The 17,744-nt window shown below is 69.6% G+C and carries 18 protein-coding genes and 1 pseudogene; 6 read left to right on the top strand and 13 right to left on the bottom strand.

Going from position 1 to position 17,744, the window contains the following annotated elements:
- Window positions 1-252: 252 nt before the first annotated feature.
- The gene (locus HH310_RS45030) at window positions 253-375 is read left to right on the top strand and encodes a hypothetical protein (RefSeq protein WP_282438588.1); all 123 of its coding nucleotides are present in this window, start codon (window positions 253-255) and stop codon (window positions 373-375) included.
- Here HH310_RS45030 and HH310_RS31860 read toward each other — a convergent pair.
- The 9 genes and pseudogenes from HH310_RS31860 to HH310_RS31820 form a co-directional block, all read right to left on the bottom strand.
- Window positions 372-1,157, bottom strand: a complete 786-nt coding sequence (locus HH310_RS31860; protein WP_169179407.1) for a M15 family metallopeptidase — start codon at window positions 1,155-1,157, stop codon at window positions 372-374. The genes HH310_RS45030 and HH310_RS31860 overlap by 4 nt on opposite strands.
- A gap of 55 nt (window positions 1,158-1,212) precedes the next feature.
- Window positions 1,213-2,238 (bottom strand): ABC transporter ATP-binding protein, encoded by a 1,026-nt coding sequence (locus HH310_RS31855; protein WP_169179406.1) that lies wholly within the window; start codon window positions 2,236-2,238, stop codon window positions 1,213-1,215.
- Window positions 2,235-3,038, bottom strand: a complete 804-nt coding sequence (locus HH310_RS31850) for an ABC transporter permease subunit (RefSeq protein WP_312034445.1) — start codon at window positions 3,036-3,038, stop codon at window positions 2,235-2,237. The genes HH310_RS31855 and HH310_RS31850 overlap by 4 nt, the downstream gene beginning before the upstream one ends.
- On the bottom strand, window positions 3,026-3,922 hold the full coding sequence (locus HH310_RS31845; RefSeq protein ID WP_211192852.1) for an ABC transporter permease subunit: 897 nt from the start codon (window positions 3,920-3,922) through the stop codon (window positions 3,026-3,028). Before HH310_RS31845 ends, HH310_RS31850 begins: the two co-directional genes overlap by 13 nt.
- Entirely contained in the window at window positions 3,915-5,036 is a 1,122-nt protein-coding gene (locus tag HH310_RS31840; RefSeq protein ID WP_312034444.1) for an ABC transporter substrate-binding protein, read from the bottom strand. Before HH310_RS31840 ends, HH310_RS31845 begins: the two co-directional genes overlap by 8 nt.
- Before the next feature lie 223 nt (window positions 5,037-5,259).
- Window positions 5,260-6,348 (bottom strand): CaiB/BaiF CoA-transferase family protein, encoded by a 1,089-nt coding sequence (locus HH310_RS31835; protein ID WP_169179405.1) that lies wholly within the window; start codon window positions 6,346-6,348, stop codon window positions 5,260-5,262.
- Window positions 6,345-8,321, bottom strand: a complete 1,977-nt coding sequence (locus tag HH310_RS31830; RefSeq protein ID WP_282438587.1) for a 3-hydroxyacyl-CoA dehydrogenase NAD-binding domain-containing protein — start codon at window positions 8,319-8,321, stop codon at window positions 6,345-6,347. The genes HH310_RS31835 and HH310_RS31830 overlap by 4 nt, the downstream gene beginning before the upstream one ends.
- Window positions 8,318-9,505 (bottom strand): acetyl-CoA C-acetyltransferase, encoded by a 1,188-nt coding sequence (locus tag HH310_RS31825; RefSeq protein ID WP_169179404.1) that lies wholly within the window; start codon window positions 9,503-9,505, stop codon window positions 8,318-8,320. The genes HH310_RS31830 and HH310_RS31825 overlap by 4 nt, the downstream gene beginning before the upstream one ends.
- Window positions 9,495-10,501, bottom strand: a pseudogene (locus HH310_RS31820) (acyl-CoA dehydrogenase family protein). The gene HH310_RS31825 and the pseudogene HH310_RS31820 overlap by 11 nt, the downstream one beginning before the upstream one ends.
- A gap of 60 nt (window positions 10,502-10,561) precedes the next feature.
- Between HH310_RS31820 and HH310_RS31815 the strand changes: the two are divergent.
- Genes HH310_RS31815 through HH310_RS31805 form a run of 3 tightly spaced genes read left to right on the top strand, consistent with a single transcriptional unit; the run spans window position 10,562 to window position 12,704 of the window.
- On the top strand, window positions 10,562-11,164 hold the full coding sequence (locus HH310_RS31815) for a TetR/AcrR family transcriptional regulator (RefSeq protein WP_312034443.1): 603 nt from the start codon (window positions 10,562-10,564) through the stop codon (window positions 11,162-11,164).
- A 35-nt stretch (window positions 11,165-11,199) separates the two neighbouring features.
- Window positions 11,200-11,751 carry a helix-turn-helix domain-containing protein gene (locus HH310_RS31810; protein ID WP_312034442.1) on the top strand — a complete coding sequence of 184 codons (552 nt, stop codon included), beginning with the start codon at window positions 11,200-11,202 and terminating at the stop codon, window positions 11,749-11,751.
- Complete coding sequence (locus tag HH310_RS31805) at window positions 11,748-12,704, top strand: GNAT family N-acetyltransferase (protein ID WP_169179402.1); 957 nt, start codon at window positions 11,748-11,750, stop codon at window positions 12,702-12,704. Before HH310_RS31810 ends, HH310_RS31805 begins: the two co-directional genes overlap by 4 nt.
- 683 nt (window positions 12,705-13,387) lie before the next feature.
- Here HH310_RS31805 and HH310_RS31800 read toward each other — a convergent pair.
- Complete coding sequence (locus HH310_RS31800) at window positions 13,388-14,146, bottom strand: aminotransferase class IV (protein WP_169179401.1); 759 nt, start codon at window positions 14,144-14,146, stop codon at window positions 13,388-13,390.
- Between the two features lie 86 nt (window positions 14,147-14,232).
- Here HH310_RS31800 and HH310_RS31795 point away from each other — a divergent pair, with 86 nt between their 5' ends.
- Window positions 14,233-14,838 carry a hypothetical protein gene (locus HH310_RS31795; protein WP_169179310.1) on the top strand — a complete coding sequence of 202 codons (606 nt, stop codon included), beginning with the start codon at window positions 14,233-14,235 and terminating at the stop codon, window positions 14,836-14,838.
- Window positions 14,839-14,857: 19 nt separating this feature from the next.
- On the opposite strand, the gene catA is transcribed toward HH310_RS31795, so the two are convergent.
- Both catA and HH310_RS31785 read right to left on the bottom strand, forming a co-directional pair.
- Entirely contained in the window at window positions 14,858-15,691 is an 834-nt protein-coding gene (gene catA, locus HH310_RS31790; protein WP_169179400.1) for a catechol 1,2-dioxygenase, read from the bottom strand.
- A gap of 264 nt (window positions 15,692-15,955) precedes the next feature.
- Window positions 15,956-16,435, bottom strand: a complete 480-nt coding sequence (locus HH310_RS31785; protein WP_169179399.1) for a GNAT family N-acetyltransferase — start codon at window positions 16,433-16,435, stop codon at window positions 15,956-15,958.
- A 207-nt stretch (window positions 16,436-16,642) separates the two neighbouring features.
- On the opposite strand from HH310_RS31785, the gene HH310_RS31780 reads away from it, so the two are divergent.
- Window positions 16,643-16,939, top strand: a complete 297-nt coding sequence (locus HH310_RS31780; protein WP_211192851.1) for a hypothetical protein — start codon at window positions 16,643-16,645, stop codon at window positions 16,937-16,939.
- A 38-nt stretch (window positions 16,940-16,977) separates the two neighbouring features.
- On the opposite strand, the gene HH310_RS31775 is transcribed toward HH310_RS31780, so the two are convergent.
- On the bottom strand, window positions 16,978-17,712 hold the full coding sequence (locus tag HH310_RS31775) for an acetoacetate decarboxylase family protein (RefSeq protein WP_211192850.1): 735 nt from the start codon (window positions 17,710-17,712) through the stop codon (window positions 16,978-16,980).
- Between the last annotated feature and the right edge of the window lie 32 nt (window positions 17,713-17,744).

The following is a 17,744-nucleotide window of genomic DNA, read 5'->3' as shown; positions in this document are numbered from 1 at the left end:
GTATGTGGGCGCAACTCTCCAAGGTTCACAAAAATCCATGATGTGACCGCGGTCTCCCACATAGCGGGACCGCCCCGCCGTGAATGGATCGCCACAGCGCCTCAGCTCTGGCACCACCGCGCCACCGCGCGCAGGTCACTCACCGCCTCCCACCACGGTTAGGACTTACTCGCCTAAAGAGGCTGGCGGCTGACACATCGCACGTTCCACGGCGACAGGTAGCGGACACCAATCCCGCAACGTGTGCGGCACGTGCAGGCGGCAACCGACCGGCTCTCCAAGGCCGCGGGGCTGCCCACCTGGCTCCGCGATCTCATCCTGCCGATCGTCGGCCCCAAGGCGTACCGCGACACGTACGGCCCGCTGAGAAGTTAGCGGTTGGCCGGACTGAAGTGCATGTAGTCCTGCAGGCTGCGCCACATACCGCCCCAGAAGAAGCCGTTCGCGGTGAACGCCCGCACCGCCCCCTCCGGATGCATCATGCCGATCTTGTACTGGTCGCGGTCCGCGTAGTACGTCGACGTGCCCCGGAACATCGGGTTCTGCATCGGATTCACGTCGACCGCATACCCGTACGCGTGCTGCGACCACGTCCGCGTTCCGGCCACCGCCCGGCAGTTGTAGCCGCCGGTCACGATGCTCATGTCGGTCTCGCCGGGCATGTTCTCCGACATCGGGGCCATCGCCATGATCCGGAAGCGCATCCGGTACAGGGTCTGGAAGGCGTGCTGGGTGCGCACCGCGATGTCGCTGCGCACGATCAGGCTGCCGTCGTGGTACGCGCCCTTGAAGTCCAGGTATGACACCCACACCCGGCGCAAAAGCGAAGGGGCGACCGGGCATTTGCGTACGGGATTCCAGCCGACCGATGCGGGCGTGACGGCCTCGATCCGGGTACGCCACGCCGGGAGCCGTCGCGGCGGCCGGTTCAGCCGGAGCACCTCGTCGACGTACACGGGATAGGGCCGCAGAACCTGATTCCAGCGGGCCAGATCCGCTGTCCGCAAACCGTACAAACGGGCGACCGAGGACATCGTGTCACCGGGGCGGACCACGTGCCAGACGCGGCCCGCCCCGGATGCCGATGCGGGTGTCCCGAAGGGCGACAGAACCAGCAGGGCGGACACGAACGCGAGCAGGATTTTCTTTCGGCGCACGGTTACCGACCGTACGAAAACGCCCCGATGATCGCAGCCGAAACGTGAAAATCCATCAGGACTCGAGGGCCACCGGGATGGGCTCGAGCGTGAGCGTGACCGCGGTGCCCGGCGTCAACTGATCCAGGCTGGCGCTGGCCACCTGCGCCACCACCAGCACGTCCCCGACGGTGACGGTCACGCGGCTGGTCGGCCCGAGGAAGCTGCTGGTCAGCACGCGACCCTCACCCTCCTCGGCGGGCGTCACCGACACGGCCTCGGGCCGCACCAGCGCGGTGACCGACCCGGCGGCCGACGCACCGTCGATGATCGGCAGCCGCGCCCCGAGCACCGAGACCTGGCCGTCCACCACCGTGCCGGGCAGCCGGTTGCTCAGCCCGACGAAGTCCGCCACGAACGCCGTCGCCGGCGTCCGGTAGATGTCGGCGGGCGCCGCGAGCTGCTCGAGACGACCCGCCCGCATCACACCGACCCGGTCGGCGACGGCGAGCGCCTCCTCCTGGTCGTGCGTCACGATCAGCGTCGTCGTGCCCACCTCGGTCTGGATCCGGCGGATCTCGTCGCGCAACTGCACCCGCACCTTGGCGTCCAGCGCTGAGAGCGGCTCGTCGAGCAGCAGCACGGTCGGTTCGATGGCCAGGGCCCGGGCCAGTGCGACCCGCTGCTGCTGCCCACCGGACATCTGATGCGGGTAGCGCCCGGTGAAGCCGGAGAGCCCCACCAGATCGAGCATCGAGGCGGCCCGTCCGGCCTCGCGCCGCCGGCCTCGCAGCTTAAGCCCGAACTCGACGTTCTCCAGGGCGGTGAGGTGCGGGAACAGGCTGTACGCCTGGAACACCATGCCCATGTCGCGCTTGTTCGCGGGCAGCGCCGTCACGTCCTTGCCGCCCACGACGACCCGGCCCTCGTCGGCGTCCTCCAGGCCGGCCAGCACCCGCAGCGCGGTGGTCTTGCCGCAGCCGGACGGCCCGAGCAGGGCGATCAGCTCGCCCGGTTCCATCTTCAGGTCCAGATTGTCGAGGGCGTGCACGCTGCCGAACGTGCGGCGCAACCCGTCGAGGTGAACGGCGACGCCGGTCATGAGGCCCCCTTTGACCCTTTAACAGAACGCTTCTCGAACAGGGACAGCAGCATCAGCAGGACGAACGCGAGCAGCAGCGCGACGAACGACACCGCGACCGACACGGTGGCGCTGTTCTTGCCGACCAGTACGAGCACGACCTGCAGGTTGGTGCGGTTGAGCAGCGACGCGATGGTGAACTCGCCGAGCACGAGCGCGACGGTGAGGAACGCCGCGGACAGCACCGCCGAGCGGATGTTCGGCAGCACCACGCTCCACATCACCTTGGCGTAGCCGGAGCCCAGGCTGCGGGCCGCCTCGGCCAGCGTCTTCACGTCGATCGCGGACAGACCCGCGTCGATCGCCCGGTAGGAATAAGGCAACACCAGGACCGCGTACGCGAAGACGAGCGTCAGCGACGAGCCGCCCAGGAAATAGTTGACCCAGGCGTAGACCGGTGCCAGCCCGACGACGAGGACGATCGCCGGAATGGTCAGCGGCAGCAGGCACAGGAACTCGATCAGTCGCCGCACCTTGGGCAACCGCAGGCGTACCCAGATGGCGGTGGGCACCAGCAGCACGAGCATCAGCACGGCGGTGAGGGCCGCCTGGCCGAGCGACTGCAGGATGCCATCCGTCAGATCCGGATACTTCTCGGTCAGTTGCGACCAGTGCACCAGCAACGGCCACGTGGAACTGTCCCGGGTGGAGAACTCGACCATCGCCGCGAGCGGCAGCAGGAAGAAGATGCCGAGCACGACGAGCACGATCCAGCGGAACACGCTCTGCCTACGCGCCCGGCGCGCGATCACGCCAGCCACTTCGCGGTCCTCCTCTCCAGCAGCGTGTACAGGCCCATCACGATCGACACGATGATCACCATGCCGAGCGCCATGGCCTTGCCCAGGTTCGCCTGACCGAGCACCACTTCACTGGTCAGCGCGCTGCGGATCTGCAACGGCACGATCGGGTTGCCCTGGCTGACCAGGGCGGCCGCCGTGGCGTACGCGGAAAACGCATTGGCGAACAGCAACAGGGCCGAGCCGAGGAAGGCCGGCGCCAGCAGCGGACCGGCCACCTTCACCCAGTACTGGAAGGTGGTGCCGCCCAGGCTCTCGGTCGCCTCCCGCCACTGTGGCCGGATGCCGTCGAGCGCGGGCAGGAAGACGATCACCATGAGCGGGATCTGGAAGTACGTGTAGACCAGCGTCAGACCGGGCAGCTCGAACAGCCAGACGCCGTTCGAGTAGATGTTCCAGTGCAGGTGGTCCTGCAGCCAGACGGTGACGAACCCGGAGATGCCGATGGTGGCCAGGAACGCGAAGGCCAGCGTGACGCCGCCGAACTGGGCGAGCACCCCGGCCGCCGCGGTGACCGTGCGGCGCAGGATGCCGCCCGGCTTAGCGGTCGCGATGGCGTAGGCGAGCAGCGCCCCGAGGATCGCGCCGACCAGGGCGCTGATCACCGACAGCAGGATGCTGCGGCCGAACGCGTCGAGGATGTAGGAGTCCTTGAGCGCCTTGACGTTGTCGAGGGTCACGCCGCCGTCGTCACCCGCGAACGCCCCGAAGACCACGACCAGGGTCGGGATGATCAGGAAGATCGTGACGTACGCGAAGAACGGCAGGGTGCCCAGCAGCGCGGCGCCCCGCAGGCGTGGCCGGACGGCCACGCGCTGCGGGGTTGCCGAGATCGCCTCAGCCAATTGCCTTGGCCCAGTTCGTGGACAGGTACGTCTTGGCCGTCGCCGACTGCGCGTCGGTCGGGAAGACCGGGGTGCCCTGGACCGTGGGCAGCGCGTCGTACTTGGCCTTGTCGATCGTGCCGGCCTTGACCATGGCGTCGGCGCGAGCCGGGCGGGCGCCACCGGCGAGCCACAGGTTCTGGCCCTCGTCGGAGTACAGGTACTCCTCCCACAGGCGGGCGGCGTTCGGGTGCGGCGCGTCCTTGCTGATGGCCTGCACGTAGTACGAGCCGAGCGCCGCGTTGTCCGGGACGAAGACCTTCCAGGTCGGCGTCTTGGCGGTCTGCGCCGCGTTCAGGTAGTCCCAGTCGAAGACGACCGGGGTCTGACCCGCCTGGATGGTGGCCGGGGTCGGGTCGACCGGCAGGAAGTTGCCGGCCTTCTTCAGCTGGCCGAAGAAGTCGACGCCGGGCTTGATGTTGTCGGCGGTGCCGCCGTTCGCGATCGAGACCATCTGCACCGCGGAGAACGCGGAACCGGCCTGCGTCGGGTCACCGTTGAGAGCGACCTTGCCCTTGTAGGCCGGCTTGAGCAGGTCGGCGAGCGACGTGGGGGCCGGCACCTTCGAGCTGTCGTAGCCGACCGACATGAAGCCGCCGTAGTCGTTCACCCAGGTGCCGCTCGCGTCCTTGAGGTTGTCCGGGATGTCGGCGAACGTGGTCACCTTGTACGGGGCGAACTTGGCGACGTTCGCGTTCGCCACGGCACCGCCGAGGTCGAACACGTCGGGCGCCTTGTCCTGGCCCTTGAGCTGGTCGGCAGCGTTGATCTCGTCCTGGCTGGACGCGTCCGGCTGAGCCGAGTTGACCTTGATGCCGTACTTGTCGCCGAACGCCTTGATGATCGCGCCGTAGTTGGCCCAGTCCGGCGGCAGCGCGATGACGTTGAGCTGCCCCTCCTTCTTGGCGGCGGCGACCAGCGCGTCCATGCCGCCGAGGTCGGCGGCGCTGGTGGCGGTGGCCGCCGAGCTCGTCGACGCCTCGGTCTTCTTCTCCGGCGGCGAACAGGCCGCGACCGCGGCTATGGTTGCGGCCGCGAGGGTCACGGCGAGGGGTCGGATCAGGGTGGTGCGCACTCTTGTGAGTCCTCTCTCAGGCCGCGCACAGTGGGGTGTGCGCGCTGGGAGGGATCATTGGTGCACCGGGTAAGGGAAAGGCGTACTGCAGGCAACCGTGCGGCGACAATTCTCCGCTGATCTGGCAGATGATTGAACGATCGTGTGAATTGGTGCTTGCCGGCGCAAAGACCTTCGCCGGAATGATCCCGGCACGGCATTTGGTGTCCGGAAGATTACGGGTTCACAAATTCGACCATCCAGAAAGGATCTCCGCCACACCTGCGGCGCGTGGTGGGTCCGGCATGCTTGCTTGCGTACGCCCGAAGCGAGGTGCCGGCGCGGGCTGCACGACCCCGTCGGCACTCTCGAAGGTGCCCCGCGCGAGATTGTGCGGATGGCCCGGCGCCTCGGCCGGCGAGAGCACCGGCACCACGCAGGCGTCGGTCCCGTCGAAGACCGCCGTCCACTCGTCCCTGGTGCGCGACGCGAACCGTTCGGTGAAGACCGCGCGCAGCGATGGCCAGCCGTCCCGGTCGTACTGTCCGGGCAGGTCCCGCTCGTCGAGTTCCAGCCCGGCGAGCAGCTCGGAGTAGAAGACCGGTTCGAGCGCCCCCACGGCCATGAACCCGCCGTCCGCCGTCGCGTACGTGTCATAGAAAGGTGCACCGCCGTCGAGCAGGTTCTCGCCGCGCGTCCGCGACCACTGCCCCGAGTCGATCATGCCGCGCACGAACGACGTGAGCAGCGCCGACCCGTCCAGCATGGCCGCGTCGACTACCTGCCCGCGGCCGGAACGCTCGCGTTCCAGCAGCGCGGCCAGCACCCCGACGGCGAGCAGCATGCCGCCGCCGCCGAAGTCGCCGACCAGGTTCATCGGGGCGTGCGGCGTCTCCCCGGGGCGGCCCAGCGGCTCCAGCGCCCCGGCGAGCGCTATGTAGTCGATGTCGTGCCCGGCCCGTACGGCGAACGGCCCTTCTTGACCCCAGCCGGTCATCCGGGCGTACACGAGCCGGGGGTTGATCTTCTCGGAGTCCGCCGGGCCGAACCCGAGGCGCTCGGCGACGCCCGGCCGGAAGCCCTCGACCAGCACGTCGGCGTGCTCGATCAGGCGCAGCAGGTCGGTCATCCCGGCGTCGGTCTTGAGGTCGAGGGTGACCCTGCGGCGGCCGCGCTGCAGGGATCGCGGCGGGATGCCGGGCAGCGCGCTGCCGCCGGGCCGATCCACCAGGATCACGTCGGCGCCCAGGTCGGCGAGCATCATGCAGCCGAACGGCGCGGGCGCGAGGCTGGCCAGCTCGATCACCCGGACCCCGTCGAGCGGGCCGCTCACGAGGCGAACCGCTCGCCGTACCGCGTCGCGAGCTCGGCCGCGCTGGCCGGGAAGCCCGGCTGTTTCGTGAAGCGCAGCACCCCACCGGTCCACGCCGGGTAGCCGATGCCGAGGATCGAGCCGACGTTGCCGTCCTCCTCGGTGCGCAGCACGCCCTCGTCGAGGCAGCGCCGCGCGTCGATCGCCTCGGCGAACAGCAGCCGGTCCCGCAGGTCGTCGAACGGCACATTTCGTCCCGCGTCGGTGGCCCTCGCCGTGACGCCGGGCCAGAGTCCTGCGCGTTTGCCCTGGTCGTAGACGTAGAAGCCGGCGCCACCGGCCCGGCCCGGACGGCCGTTGTCGATGAGCTCGTCGACGATCGGGAGCCGCGTCCCGCTCTGCCGCTGGATCCGTTGCATGAGCGTGAGGCTAACCTCGTCAGCGAGCGCCAAGGGACCGGTCGGGTAACCGGCCTGCAGGGCGGCGTGCTCGATCGATGCGGCCGGGACGCCCTCGGCGAGCATGGCGATGGCCTCGTCGAGGAACTTCCCGATGACCCGGCTGGTGAAGAAGCCGCGGCCGTCGCCGACCACGATGGGGGTCTTGCCGAGGCGGCGGCCCAGGTCGAAGGCCCGGGCGACGGCGCTGTCGCTCGTGCGCGCGCCGACCACGATCTCCAGCAGCGGCATCTTGGCGACCGGCGAGAAGAAGTGCATGCCGACGAAGTTCGGGTCGTCCTCGGCCAGCCCGGTGATCGGCAGGGTGGACGTGTTCGAGGCGAGCAGGGCGTCCGGGGCCAGGACCGGTTTCACCTCGCGGAAGACGGCGCGTTTCAGGTCGGGGTCCTCGAACACGGCCTCGATCACGACGTCGCAGTCACGGAGGTCGTCGATCTCCGTCGTGGTGGCCAGTCCATCCAACTTCACATTTCGGATATCTCGTACTATTACGGTTATGCCCGCGCGGGTGCAGGCGGCGGCGATGCCGGCGCCCATCATGCCGGCGCCGAGCACCGCGACCCGGCGGGCCTCCCGGACCTCGACCCGCGGCCGGGCGAGGCCGCCGTTGACCGCGCGCATGTCGAAGAACATCGCGCCGATCATGTTCTTGGCGACCGGCCCGGTGATCAGCGTGATCAGGTGCCGGGTCTCGATGCGCTGGGCGGTCTCGAAGTCGACCTGCATGCCTTCGACGGCGGTCGCGAGGATCGCCTCCGGAGCGGGTAGCGAGGCGCCCTTGAGCTGCTGGCGCAGCACCGCGGGGAAGGCCGCCAGGGAGCCCGGTGGCGACGTGCCGGGGGAGCTTTCTCCATCCCATGATTGGTGGGCGTGGGGATGCGCCGCGATCCACGCTCGAGCCTTGGCGAACATCTCCTCCGGCGTGGCCGCCACGTCGTCGACCAGGCCGTTCTCGCGGGCATCGGCGGGACGCATGCGGCGGCCGGTCAGCAGCCAAATCGTCAGCGCGGGGACCAGCCCGAGCATCCGGACCGTGCGGGTGACGCCGCCCGCGCCCGGCAGCAGCCCGAGCGTGACCTCGGGAAAGCCGACCCGCGTGCCGGGCGCGTCCAGGGCGATCCGGTGGTGGCAGGCGAGCGCGATCTCCAGGCCGCCACCGAGCGCGGCGCCGTTGATCGCGGCGACGACCGGCCGTCCGTACGTCTCCAGCCGCCGCAGGTCCCGCTTGATCGTGCCGAGCAGCGTGAACAGCCGGGGCGCGTCGTCCGGGGTCGCCCTGCTCATCAGCGGCAGGTCGCCACCCGCGAAGAACGTGTTCTTCGCGCTGGTCACGATCACCCCGGTGACGGTGTCCCGCTCGGCTTCGAGGCGGTCGAGCGCCGTCGACATCGCCGTCACGTACGTCGCGTTCATGGTGTTGGCGCTCTGCGCGGGATCGTCCATGGTCAGCGTGACCACGCCGCCGGAGTCGCGCTCGTAGCGGATCATCGGACGCACTCCAACGACGCCGCTGGGGTCGCCCTGCTCGCGGGTCATCGCACCCGCTCCAGGACCGTCGCGACGCCCATGCCGCCGCCGATGCACATGCTGACCACGGCCCGGTCCAAGTCCCGGCGTTCCAACTCGTCGAGCGCCGTCCCGAGCAGCATCGCGCCGGTCGCGCCGAGCGGGTGGCCGAGCGCGATCGCGCCGCCGTTGACGTTCACCTTCTCCGGGTCGAGGTCCAGGTCGCGGATGTAGCGCAGGACCACCGCCGCGAACGCCTCGTTGATCTCGAACAGGTCGATGTCGTCCACGGTGAGCCGGGCGGCGGCGAGCGCCTTGCGGGTCGCCGGCGCCGGCCCGGTCAGCATGAGCGTGGGGTCCGCCCCGGTGACCGCCGCTCCGACAATCCGAGCCCGGGGGATTAATCCCGATTTTTCCGAGCCTATGGCGATCAAAGCTGCACCATCCACAATGCCCGACGAGTTACCGGCGTGGTGCACATGCTCGATCCGCTCCAGCCAGTGGTGCTTGCGCAGCGCGACCACGTCGAACGGCAACCCGGCGAACGACGGCCGCAACCTCGCCAGCCCCTCGACCGTCGTGTCCGGCCGCGGATGTTCGTCGACGGCCAGGATGGTCAGGCCGTTCGGGTCGGTCACCGGCACGATCGACCGGGCGAAATGCCCACCGGCCCACGCTTTCGCGGCACGATTCTGCGACCGTACGGCGTACGCGTCCACATCCGCACGCGTGAACCCCTCGAGCGTGGCGATCAGGTCCGCGCTGACGCCCTGCGGCACGAAGTCGGTGGCCAGCGCCGTCTCCGGATCGTCGAACCAGGCACCGCCGTCCGACCCCATCGGGTTGCGTGACATCGACTCGACGCCGCCGGCCAGGATCAGATGCTCCCAGCCCGAGCGGATCCGGGCCGCGGCCTGATTGACCGCCTCCAGCCCCGAGCCGCAGAACCGGTCGAGCTGCACGCCCGCGACCGTGTCCGGCAGCCCGGCGAGCAGGGCCGCGGCCCGCGGGAGGACCCCACCCTTCTCACCGATCGGCGTGACGATGCCCAGCACCACGTCATCGATCTCCGACATTTCCGGATTACGCCGCCGGATCGCGTGGATCAAGCCGGTGACCAGGGAGATCGGCTTCACCTCGTGCAGCGCGCCGGTCGGCTTTCCCCGGCCACGCGGGGTGCGCACCGCGTCGAAGACGTACGCCTCAGAGGGCACGGGCGATCAGCTCCTTCATGATCTCGTTCGTGCCGCCGTAGATCTTCTGGACCCGCGCGTCGGCGTACATCGTGGCGATCGGGTATTCGGTGGTGTACCCGTAGCCGCCGAAGATCTGCAGGCAAGCACCATGCGGGTGTTCTGGTGGCCGATCAGGGGCTTGCCGAAAGCGGTTCGCTCCTTGGCGTACGCAATAGTCAATTCGACGGCGCGCTGCATCGCGGCAACCGCACTGACACCGATGACCAGGCGTTCCTGCGGCAATTGCCGCATCATCGCGACGAAACCCTCGCCTTCGTCGCCCAAGAGGTTCTTTCCTGGTACGCGGAATTCGTCGAAGAACAGTTCCGCGGTGTCGTTGGCGTGCAGGCCGATCTTGTCGAGCAGGCGTCCCCGATTGGCGTCGCCGATCTCGCAGACCAGCAGGCTCATGCCTTTCGCGCCGCGACTCGAATCGGTCTTGACCGCAAGAATGACGACATCCGCGAGGTAGCCGTTGGTAATGAACGTCTTCGATCCGGTGACCAGATAGTCGTCGCCGTCTCTCGTCGCGCGCGTGCGAATGGCCTGCAGATCCGAGCCGCCGCCCGGCTCGGTCATCCCGATCGCGCCGATCAACTCACCCGTGCAGAGCCCCGGCAGCCAGCGCCGCTTCTGCTCCTCGGTCCCGTACGCCACGAGGTAGCCGGTGACGATGCCACTGTGCACGGCCAGGCCCAGGCTGCCCTCCCCGGTGTGCGCCTGCTCGTGCAGCACCACCGCCTCATGACCGAAATTCCCACCCCCGCCCCCGTACGCCTCCGGCACGCTCAGCCCGAGCAGCCCCAGCTCGCCGGCCTGGCGGTAGTGGGCGCGATCCGGATGGCCCTGCTGCGCGTGGCGAGTCGCGTGCGGCAGCACCTCGTTGACGAAGAACGCCCGGGCGAGCTCGGCCAGGTCGTCATGCTCGGGCTTGTGCCAGGGCGGGGTGTAGCCCTCGAGTCCGGGAGTGGGCATGCCGGGAGTCTGCAAGGTCTGTTGGCGGGGTGTCAACAAGCGTGCCGTAGGGTGGCGTCCGTGCGTGTTGACGTTGCGCCGCGCCGCCGGCTGGAACCCGACGCGCGCCGCGAGCAGATTCTGTCCGTCGCCGTGCGCCTGTTCGGCGAGCGCGGCTGGGCGGACGTGTCGACCACCGACGTGGCCCGCGCCGCCGGGGTCGCCCGCGGCCTGATCAACCACTATTTCGGCACCAAGAAGGACCTGTACCTGGCGGTCATCCGGGTGATGCTGACCGTCCCGCCGGACACGATCGGCCGGCTGCCCGACGGCGACCTGACCTTCCGCGCGGCCGCGATCGTCGACTGGTTCATCGACGTGGTGTCGCAGCACAGCCGCTCCTGGCTGGCCGCGATCTCGGCCGGCGGCATGTCCGGCGACCCGGACGTCGACCGCGTGATCGACGAGGCCATCGACGTGGCCGCCGACAGCGTGCTGGTCGCCGTCGGATACCCCGCGCCGGACGCCGCGCTGCACGCGATGGCCCGCTCGTACGTCGGCCTGGCCTGCTCGACGGCTCGCGAGTGGCTGGAGCGGGGCGTGCTGACCCGCCCCCAGGTGCACAACCTGCTTTCCGCGACCCTGCTGACGATGGTGCGCAAGGTCTTCCCAGCGGCGGGCTAACCTGAAAGCGGAGCTGAATCCGTTTGGGGGGAACCGTGGCCGGTCGGCAGCTGCGCGCGGACGCGCAGCGCAACCATGAGCGCCTGCTGGAGATCGCCGCCGAGGCGTTCGCGCGGGAGGGCACGCAGACCTCGCTGAAGGCGATCGCGCAGGAGGCCGGCGTGGGGATCGGCACGCTGTACCGGCGGTTCCCGACCAGGGAGACGCTGGTCGAGGCGGTCTATCGCAACGAGGTGGCCCGCCTGTGCGACTCCGCGGCCGAGCTGCTGGAGTCGCTGCCGCCCGAGGACGCGCTGCGCGCCTGGATGGAGAGTTTCGTCGACTTCATGGCCGCCAAGCAGGGCATGGCCGACGTGCTGCGGCCAGACCTGATGCCGGCCGACGACCGGATGCAGACCCGCGACCTGCTGCGCGCAGCGCTGGCGAGGCTGCTCGACGCGGGTGTGGCGACCGATACGGTGCGCCCCGGGGTGGACCCGTACGACCTGCTGATGTCGCTGGGCGGGATCGTGCTGATCGCCGGCGCGGAAGGCCGGCGCGACCTGGCCTCGCGGCTGATCGACCTGCTGCTGCGGGGGGTCGCGTGAACGACCTGTTCCTGCGCTGGCAGCGCGGGTGGACGGTGGCGCGGTCGCTACCACCCGCCACCGAGGTGGACGGCGCGCTGCGGGTGCGCAGCATGCAGCCGGGCCGCGAGGTGGAGTATTTCGCGGCGTCCGGGGACGCGGCGCGGTTGGCGCGGCTGGTGCGCGGGGAGTCCGCGATTACGTGGCTGACCATGCCGGTAGGGGATCCGGGGGCGTCGGGGGCGGACCAGGATCCGGGTGCGCCGGCGGCGGCCGGGAATTCGGGTGCGCCGGCGGCGGCCGGGGATCGGGGGGCGTTGGGGGCGGACCAGGATCCGGGTGCGCCGGCGGCGGCCGGGAATTCGGGTGCAGCGGCGGCGGACCGGGATCCGGGGGCGTTGGGGGCGGACCGGGATCCAGGTGCGCTCGGGGCGGTCGGTGATCCGGGCGCGTTGGGGGTGGTCGGCGATCCGGTCGATCCGGTCGATCCGGGCGATCCGGGGCAGTCGGTCGGGGATTCGGGGGCTTTGGGGGCGGTCGGCGATCCGGCCGCGCTGCAGGCGGCCGGGCTGATTCTGCTCCGGCGGGCGGAGAAGCTGATGACGATCTCTCTGCGGGCGCATCCACTCCGCGACGCACCGGACGGGTATCGGCTGCGGACCATGGTCGAGCCGGGGCCTGTTCTTACAGTCGTGATCCGGGATCCGTCCGGGTCTGCGGCCGCCAGTGGGGTGATGGGACTGGTCGGGCATGACGCGGTCGCCGACAAGATCGTGACGATGCCGTCGCATCGACGGCGTGGGCTGGCCGGTGCGGTGATGAGTGCGCTGGCACGGGCGGCGATCGACCAGGGTGCCTCGACGGGACTGCTGGTGGCCAGTGCGGACGGTCAAGCGTTGTATCGCCGGCTGGGGTGGCAGCCGGTGTCCGACGTGGTGATCGCGTCGACGCCCGGTGCTGTTTATCCGGATTAGTTGAGTCCGGGCCCTGTGTGAACAGCGAGCAGGACGCGGATGGTTCGTTTGTACGGGCCGCCGTCTGAGGCCCATGATGTGGGACGGGGATCCCTTGTGTGGGACTGGCGTCCGCATCGTGGTCGCCGGGTCCGCGATGCGGGACCGGAGTCCATTGTAGAGCTTGTTTCGCCCCGTCTAGCGGCTTTTGTTCCCAAGGTTTTCTCGCCGTTTCGTGGACCTTGGAGAGTTATGGCTCATATGTGGGCGTAAGTCTCCAAGGTCGCCAGAAGGTCCAGAACGTGGTCGGGATCGACCATAATGTGGGACGGTCCGGTGGGCCCTCCATCACGGGCGGCGGTGGCGGGCTTCAGCGGAGCCTCCCCATCACTGGCAGTGCCGAACGCTTCCGGCGCTGGTGGACGTGGGGTGCGGCCACAGTGGTGACGAGAGGCGCCTCGTGAAGACATCGTGCGGATCGTGCCGGCGTTCCTGAAGGGGCTGTTCTCGGCGCCGGCGCGTAAGTCGCCGGACTACCGGCTCTGGGCGGTGGTCGTCGGGTCGATCCCGATCGTGATCGTGGGCCTGTTGTGGCCCGTGCGGAGGCGAGCGCCGGGCCGCCGCAGTGACGAGGCATGCCGCCATCGCGGCCATATGCCGCTCGTTCGCGGGAACAGCCCCGACCGATCCGACCCAGACCCTCTCTAGATCGGCTGCCAGGGGATGGTTTGCCAGGCCTGCCGGAGTAGTGACGTCAGCGCCGCGTGGTCGTCAAGTGTCGTCGCGTCGATGCTGGCGATGGGCTGGGCCGGGCATTGTGAGTTGGTCAGGGCGGCGCCGCGCATCCCGGACATATCCGTTATTTCCTGATCTATTTGCGGAATGCTGCGATTGTCGAGGCCCTGCCGGAGCAGTTGCATCGTGATGCCGGCGAGCATCGGGGCGGACGGCCAGATCACGCGTTCGCCGTCCCAAAATGCAAGGTTCCAGATTGAACCCTCGCGCAGGTGGCCGTCGCGTCCGGCGAACAGCACATCGTCGTAGCCGGCACGGGCCGCCCGCCTGCGATGGTAGATCAGGCCCATCGTCGCCAGGTGTTTGAGGTGGGGGAGTTCCCGTTCGTACGTGACGGTCCGGACCTTGAGCGGCGGCTTCGGGTCGTCCGGCACCGGCTCGCCGGCCTCGACCATGACGTCGGTGCCCAGGATGGTCACGCGAACGCTCGCGTCCCGGTGGTCCCGCAGAGCCTGGCCGATGAGCTTGGTGATCGTGGCGTCGCCGGCGGCGGGCGTGTCGGGGAACAGCTCGGCGGACGCCTCGCGCAGTCTCCGGACGTGGCGATCCAGACCCGCCACCGCGCGGTCGCGCACCTGCATTGAGGTGAAATGGCCGTAGCTGCTCGTGGCGACCCGGTGCAGCAGGTCCCCTTCGGCCGGGGCGCCGTTGATCTCGACATGTACCACCGGGTCATCGTGCCAGCCGTGGGAGAGCCATGTTACTCAGCCCGGCGCCGCCCGAATTTGTCGTACGCCTGTGGCAGCCTGTCGGCATGCAAGCGCTGGACTATTACCTGCTTCGTGCGGGCTCCGATGTCGACGGTGTGCTCGTCGAGGAGTTCGTGCGTCACCGTGACGGGTCCACGGCCGGGTTGCGAGGTGCGCTGTGGAGGCGTACGGGATGGGTGGGGTCTTCGTCGTTCAGTCGTGCTTTGCGGGGTGATCCGTCGTTGCTCGCCGCGGTGGTGCCGGCCTCGCGCCGCGCTGCGGAGGAGGCGTTCGCGCGGCTCGGGGGTGGTGCGCTGCCCGGCGAGGAGGGCTTGCGGGACGGGTTTGCCGACTACGTGCCGTTCGCGACCGCCGCGCCGTTGCGGCTCGGTCCGGCCGCCGCGCCCGACGGGTTTCACGAGCGGCGGCTCTATCGTGTGCTGTTCGCGGGCGATGTGGTGGGCGACGGCGTGTCGGGGCGCCGGGAGGTGAGCGGCGATCTCTTCTCGTGGACTCTGCGGCGGGTCGGGAACGGTCTCGCCTGGGGGCTCGACGTGACCGTGCTGCTGGCGACGTCCGCCGACGACACGGTCACGCCGATGTTGCGAGAGCTGAGCACGGGCGTACGGGGGAAGGGGTTGGTGCCGGTGATGACCGAACGATTTGAGTGACTTTGCGGTCTGTCCGCCGTCAGGCCGGGTCCAGGACGAAGTCGTATTCGGCGTCGAGGGCGCCACCCACCGCGGTCGGGGCCAGCATCAGCTCGGGCTTTACGCCGTCGGCGATGTCGCTGTCGTTGTGCGGGTCGCCGGGGAAGTAGAGCTGCGTGGTGATCGGCCGGAATCCGGGCGCGGTGACCTTCAGGTGCAGGTGCGCCGGACGGTAGGCGTGCCAGCCGGCCGCGCGGATCAGTGCGCCGGTCGACCCATCGGTGGGGATCTGGTACGGCGTCGGCTTGATCGTGTGGATCCGGAAGCGGCCACTGTGGTCGGTGGTGATGACGCCGCGCAGGTTCCACTCCGGGATGTCCGGGACGAACTGGGAGTAGAAGCCCTCCTCGCCGTTGTGCCAGATGTCCACCTTCGCGCCCGGCAGCGGCCGCCCGTCGACGGCGCGGACCTGGCCGTGGAAGGTGAGCTTGAGGCCGCGTTCGTTCTCGCGCATCGGCAGCGTCGCCTCCGCACCGAACTCCGGAGCGTCCGGCACGTAGAACGGGCCCTCGATCGCGCCCTTGCTGCCGTGCCGGTCGGCGGTGGCGACCTCCTCGACGACGTGCTCGACGAAAACGTCGAGAAATAGTGGCCATTCGCCGTCGCGGCCCACTTGGATGAGCCATGCCTTCAATGCGTCGTATTCGGGATACGTCACATCGTTATCGCGGATCGTCGCGTGCACCCCCGCCAAGACCTGGCGGATGAGGGTGCTGAGCCGTTCCGGTGGGGTGTCGGCGGCACCGTTGCTGGTGGCCTGGAATCGCTCGGTGGCCGACGCCCCGGTGGCGGCGGCCGTCGCGTTCTCGGACATGACGGTGTTCTCCTTGCGTGGTCATTCCTTGCTTGCTTAAACGTTTTTAGCGCGGCCTCACCGGCGGCCGCTATTTTGCCGAATTCGCGCGCTGGCCAGGGCTTTCCCAGTATTCGGATGGCAATTATTTGACGTCGCCACCGGAATTGTCACGGGATGATGCGGCAGTCGTCACAGCGAAAGCAGTTTTTGTCACGTCGGCGCGTGCTGCGGGGTCTTCGAGTTACGTCTCGTCGCCCCTGGCTCCCCCGGGGACGACGAGCGTCAAAGAGCGATCCAGTAGCGGCGGGCGCCGTCCCGGACTCCTTCGAGGACGCCGCCGCCGCGCTCGATCGTGCGGGCGGAGGCTTGGTTGTCGATCGCGCAGACCGCGAGGAGCCGGGGGATGCCCAGGATGCGGGCTTCGTCGAGTGCCCGGGCCAGGGTCCAGGATCCGAGGCCGCGGCCGCGAGCGGAGGGGCGGAGCCCGTAGCCGACGTGGCCCGCGCGGGCGATCGCCTCGCTGTCGCCGTGGCGCAGGGCGAGGCCGCCAAGCACGCTGCCGTCCTCGACGATCCAGCGGAAGACGCAGCGGTCGCTCCTGGCGTCCAGCCGGCGCACCCACGCGGCGAACCCCGCCTGGGTCTCGACCTCGTCCGTCGCCGTCAGCCCGAAGCCGTCCTCGTGCAGGCCGGGTCCCCACTCGGCGTGGGCCTCCAGCCAGGCGCGGTGCAGGCGGACGGTGGGAGCGATCAGCTCGGGCACCTGGCGACAGTAGTGCGTCGCGGGCGGCCGCGGCCGTGTTCGGACGTCACAATTCCGCGCGCGGCGCCGTCATGACTGCGGGGAGCCGGGTGCGCCGCGAAACGATCACCGAGATAAAAATGTCGTACCCCACCCCTAGATTGAGCGATGAATCCCGGAGAGACGGGCGGTCTCAACTGACGAAGGCATTCGACGAAGGAGGAGATCATGATGATCACCAATACTGCGATCTTGACCGCGGCACGCGCGGAGGCGCTGTTCACCAGTGCGCTGACCACCGGCAGCCACCCGGCGTATGCCGTCGCCGACGAAGCGATCCGTCTCGCGGTGCGAACGCACGGCGGCGTCCGGGGATGCGCCGCGGACGTCGCCCGCGAATATGGCGACTATCCCGAGGTCGCGGCCCCGCGCATGCGTTGGGCCCGGCACGTGGTCGAGCAGCTGTACGACGAGCGGCGCGGCCCGAACGCCGGCTCACGGGGCACGTGGGCGTTGGTCGCCTGAGCAGGCAGGCCGCCGCGATCAGGGCGGTCGCTGAACCCTCACGCCCGTGACGCCACCGGCGTGAACGAGCCCAGCCTGCCCGACAGCCGCTCCGCGTGGACCGTGAACAGCGGCCTGCCCAGCATCCCCAACGACCGCATCCGGGCCGCCATCGGGTGCCCGGGACCGGACGGGAGGCGTACGGAGAAGGGACCTCGACCCAGACGCACGCGGGACAGCCGCGCCGGAAGCCAGCCCCGCAGCAGGCGGCCTGCCTGAGCGCCCTCCTCCAGATAGGACCACGCCGGCAGCGCCGCCGGCACGCCCGGAAACCGCCGCCCGTGCGCGAATTCCGCCCGCATGACCTCGGCGCCCTCAGCCCCCTCGGCCGAGCGCACCACCACCGACGTGCGGTCCGAAGCAAAGGACAGGTCGGCGTCCATCACCCATTTGGGCAGCCCCCAGAAATCCCGGCCGGCCTCCCGGGTGAACGCGCCGGTCACCGGGAGATCGACGATGTGCAGCCCCGGGGGCCGGCCCCGGACGAACACACCGACCCCCACCTCGTCGTACGCCTTGAGGGGCCATTCGCCGTAGTGGATGCACATGAGCACGCTGATCGCCCGGCCGCCCACCACCAGCGGCTTCAACGGGGTCGGCGCGAGCACCGAGGAGGCACCCGCGGCGGGGCACGTGAACACCGCCGCCGTCAGCCGGGCGTCGTGCAACGACAACGGCAGCGTGATCGTTTCGCCCTGGATCGCCCAGGTGTCCGGCCCGACCAGTTCCGCCACGCGGAGACGATAACCTTTGCACCCAGCGTGAG

This window comes from Actinoplanes sp. TBRC 11911, from assembly GCF_012933445.1.
GTDB lineage: Bacteria > Actinomycetota > Actinomycetes > Mycobacteriales > Micromonosporaceae > Actinoplanes.
Note: the sequence above shows the minus strand (reverse complement) of the source record. Positions and strands in the feature narration are given on the sequence as shown.

What these genes read in the sequence shown, in the direction of transcription:
- HH310_RS31855 (WP_169179406.1), bottom strand. Translation starts at nt 2,238, where the DNA reads ATGACCGGCGTCGCCGTTCACCTCGACGGGTTGCGCCGCACGTTCGGC.
- HH310_RS31830 (WP_282438587.1), bottom strand. Translation starts at nt 8,321, where the DNA reads ATGACCCGCGAGCAGGGCGACCCCAGCGGCGTCGTTGGAGTGCGTCCG.
- HH310_RS31795 (WP_169179310.1), top strand. Translation starts at nt 14,233, where the DNA reads ATGCAAGCGCTGGACTATTACCTGCTTCGTGCGGGCTCCGATGTCGAC.
- catA (WP_169179400.1), bottom strand. Translation starts at nt 15,691, where the DNA reads ATGTCCGAGAACGCGACGGCCGCCGCCACCGGGGCGTCGGCCACCGAG.
- HH310_RS31780 (WP_211192851.1), top strand. Translation starts at nt 16,643, where the DNA reads ATGATGATCACCAATACTGCGATCTTGACCGCGGCACGCGCGGAGGCG.